Below are 3,647 nucleotides of genomic sequence, written 5' to 3' on the forward strand. Positions count from 1 at the left end.
GTTGGGGTGTTGGGGTGTTGGGGTGTTGGGGTTTTAGTTAAAATTCCCCACTTCCCCACTTCCCCCCTTCCCCTCAAACCTACTCATTGATAGTTACAGTTACTTGGGAATTGGTTAAACCTGCCACTTTTTCACTGTTTTCGCGATCTAAGGCAATGCGGACAGAGATAACCTTGCGATCGAAGTTTTCTCCTGGTTGATTGCTGAAGATATTTTGTTGGTCAACTTTTAAGGCAATTAAGCGCACTTTTCCCCTAACTTCGCCCTTAAACGCCGATCCGGTAATCGTGGCAGTTTGTCCCTTGCGAATTTTCCCGATATCGCTTTGATAGATTTCGGCAATTACTTCCATGCGCTCGGTTTCAGCGAGATCAACAATTCCTTGAGCGCTGATTTGTTCCCCGATACGGGTATTGACTTTAATCACTTTGCCGGTAATTGGCGATCTAATATAGGCCTGATTTAACTCGGTTTGGGCTTTTTTAACGGCAACTAGGGCAGCATTTACCTCCGCTTCGGCTGCCCGCACATCGACTCCCCGCACTTCCGAGACTTGATTTAAAGTGGATCTGGCCTCTTTGATCTGCTGTTGACCGGTGGATTCAATCTGGGCTAGGGTAGTCTTGGCTTCTTCTATCTCTTGTTTACCGGTGCGTTCAATCCTCTCTAGGGTAACTTTTGCTTCTGTTAGTTGTTGATTACTGGTTTCTAAATTTAGTCTTTTACTATCAAAACTAGAGGCGGAAATTGCCCCTTCTTGATAGAGTTTTTCGTGGCGATCAAATTCAGCTTTAGCATTGCGATATTCGGCTTCTAATTTAGCAATTGTCGCTTTTTGGGCAGCCCTATCCCCTTCTAATTGCGCTGTTAATCTTTGGATAGTTGTCCTTTGGTTTGCTTGATCTCCTAACCATTGTGCTTTGATTTTCCGCACGTTAGCAGCATTAGCATCGATTTCGCCGACTTTTGCTCCAGCTTTCACCTGTTCTAGTTTGGATGCGGCTACTTTCACCTGTTCTAGTGCCTGTCGCAGGTTATCCTCTAATCTTTCCTGACTTTCGAGAATGGCGATTATTTGTCCTGTTTTGACGCTATCTCCTTCATCGACTAATAATTGCATGACTCGATCGGAATTAAGCAACATCGGGGCAGATATGCTGATAATTTCTGTCCTCGGTTCAATTCTGCCTAAAGCGGTGATTTTTTGCGGTACGGGTGGCGCAATTACAGGGGTTTTGGTTTCGGGTTTGGTGGCGACTTGGGAAAGACTATAAAAGGTGGTTATTCCTAATAATCCTGTGCCTAATACTATTAACCCGATAATTAACTTTTGATTGGGTTTCACAAAAGTTTTACCTTTCATAATTTTTTAGTTAATACGTGATTGTTGGGGGTTAACAGTTTTCCTGCAAATAAGGAGTAAGAATTTTACCTAATAATTCCATTTGTTCATCGATCGCAATCTGTTCATTGCACCACAGGCGCTCTAAGATCAGTCCATTAATAACGCTGACAACTAACCAAGCTACACTCGGATCGCTAATACCTAAAATCTCGATTACTGCCTGATGATAGCGGCGATCAAGGCACTCAAAAAATTGACTACGACTCAGTTCTTCTCGTCCTTGGTATTGAGAATAATCAATCCATAAGAATAATTGTTTAATGCAGGAATCCTCTCGATTAGTCATAAATTTGCCGAGAATTTTTAGCTTTTCTATCAGGGTTTTTCCTTGATCGATCTCGACTTTAGCTAATAAAACATCCTGCTGGCACATCTCCTCGACTAATTGCTCGAAAAGTGCCGCTTTACTGGGAAAGTAGTGGTACAGCGTTCCCGTGGACACTCCCAATCCTTGCGCTAATTCTCTCGTCGTTATGTCAGCATAGCCTTTTTCGGCAAAGAGTTCGGCACTTTTTAAGAGGAGTTCTTTTCGGTATTGTTCTACATCTACTATCTTAGGCATAAGTTTAATATCGAACGTTTGTTATATTTTAGCTTAATATTACTATGAATGGGGAAATGGGCTGTCCCTTTGCCTGTATGCTAGAAAGAGGAGCTAATTCGTTATTGAGCGAGCTTTTTCGCAAGGATTGACAGTATGGGTAATATTCACGAGCAGTTATTAGAGGAATTAGCCGAAGTGGAGTGGAGTGACTTGATCCCCCATGCTCAAAGGGATGCGCTGATCCTGGTTTCCGATTCCCTCAATTTAATCGAAGTGGCAGAAGCGATCGCCGGTGATCAGGTTGCTCAAGTGCAGAATTGGATCGGGGAAAAACTACTAGAAAAACCGACACAAGAGCAGTTAAGCGATTGGAATTCCCATCCCGATAACCTTTTTAATACACTAATCGTGCAACCTTTTGTGTTAATTCAGACCATAGCTTAGATAAAACCAAACCCCCCAATCTAGGATTGAGGGGTGAGAAAGAATAATCCTGACATCGAGCTATTGTCCCGGTCGGCAACCCGACAAGTATCTTGGACAAGATGGTTGCGTACAACTGGCTAATTGCTCAATATTAAAGAATATTAAAAACCCCATTGGCAAAGGCGTTACCGAGTAATAATTCGTTACCAGATGAATCCGTAATTAGACCGGATACCCCATCCGTATCGAGCATCAGTGTCTTACTAGCGTTTTTAAATCTACCTACTCCAAAGAATGATATCCCTGTCCATTCAACGGTAGATAGGTCAATGTTCCCAATCTTGATAGCAACACCTTTTTTAGTGTCCGCAATGCCATCTTTGCCAAAATTACCAGAAAAAATGAATTGATCTCCACTTTCTCCTGACGCATAAACATCATTGCCTAGTCCGTTATAAAAAATGTCATTTCCCCCCCCGCCAAAAATGACATCATCGCCTGCACCATCGCGGAAAATCTCATCAGCAGCAGTCCCTTTTATCCGATCATTGTAGGCAGAACCGATATATTCTTCGATATTTGTGGCAATAATATTTTTAGGTCTGGTTGAGTCGTTAATGACAATTCCCTGTTTACTACCAGCAAAGTCTAAAATATCTTTTTTTCCCGCACCACCATCAACTTGAATGGTATTTCCATCAACTTTAAAAGTGTCATCACGATTTGTACCAATAAAAGTTTCAAAATTGGCAATCGAAAGGGATTCAGAGCCTACTTGGGCGACTTTGGCAGTAATATTAATTGATACTCCTAATGTTGTGGTTAAAGTTGAAAAGTCTAAGGTATCTTTTCCATCAACAGCATCAAGGGTTACTCCTTTGGGAAGTGATTGGATTTTTACAATATCATCCTTCTTAGTAAATTTAAGGGTTTCAATGCTAGATAAAGTGTCTGTGTCAGAGCCTACCTTTACTGTCCCATTAAATCCTGTTAATTTTGGATCAGGATTTTTGACTAAAGTTAAAGTAATTGGTGTGGTTTCTAAACTGTAGTCAACAGTATCATTTCCTAAGCCACCGTCTAAGGTATCGTTACCTGCACCACCAATCATTATGTCATTTCCGTTACCACCTTCAACCTTGTTAGCCGCTTTATCCAGAGTAAAAACATCGTTAAAACTACTACCTTTAAAGTTTTCAATTTTGATATATTGCGGAATTCCTGTTCCACTTTTAACTAGATCTACTGTTATTGGTTTACTTGAATTTGAAA

At 41.2% G+C, this 3,647-nt stretch carries 3 protein-coding genes and 1 pseudogene; 1 reads left to right on the forward strand and 3 read right to left on the reverse strand.

The window, feature by feature from the left end:
- Positions 1 to 79 precede the first annotated feature (79 nt).
- Positions 80 to 1,363, reverse strand: coding sequence for an HlyD family efflux transporter periplasmic adaptor subunit (locus IQ224_RS22570; RefSeq protein ID WP_194033516.1), 1,284 nt, complete (start codon positions 1,361 to 1,363; stop codon positions 80 to 82).
- 31 nt (positions 1,364 to 1,394) lie between these two features.
- Positions 1,395 to 1,967, reverse strand: coding sequence for a TetR/AcrR family transcriptional regulator (locus tag IQ224_RS22575; protein WP_194033517.1), 573 nt, complete (start codon positions 1,965 to 1,967; stop codon positions 1,395 to 1,397).
- A gap of 135 nt (positions 1,968 to 2,102) precedes the next feature.
- Here IQ224_RS22575 and IQ224_RS22580 point away from each other — a divergent pair, with 135 nt between their 5' ends.
- Positions 2,103 to 2,393, forward strand: coding sequence for a DUF2288 domain-containing protein (locus IQ224_RS22580; RefSeq protein ID WP_002745388.1), 291 nt, complete (start codon positions 2,103 to 2,105; stop codon positions 2,391 to 2,393).
- Between the two features lie 133 nt (positions 2,394 to 2,526).
- Here IQ224_RS22580 and IQ224_RS22585 read toward each other — a convergent pair.
- Positions 2,527 to 3,647, reverse strand: a pseudogene (locus IQ224_RS22585) (hemolysin); the annotation flags it as partial.

Source organism: Microcystis sp. LEGE 00066 (genome assembly GCF_015207925.1).
Classification (GTDB): Bacteria; Cyanobacteriota; Cyanobacteriia; order Cyanobacteriales; family Microcystaceae; genus Microcystis; species Microcystis ichthyoblabe_A.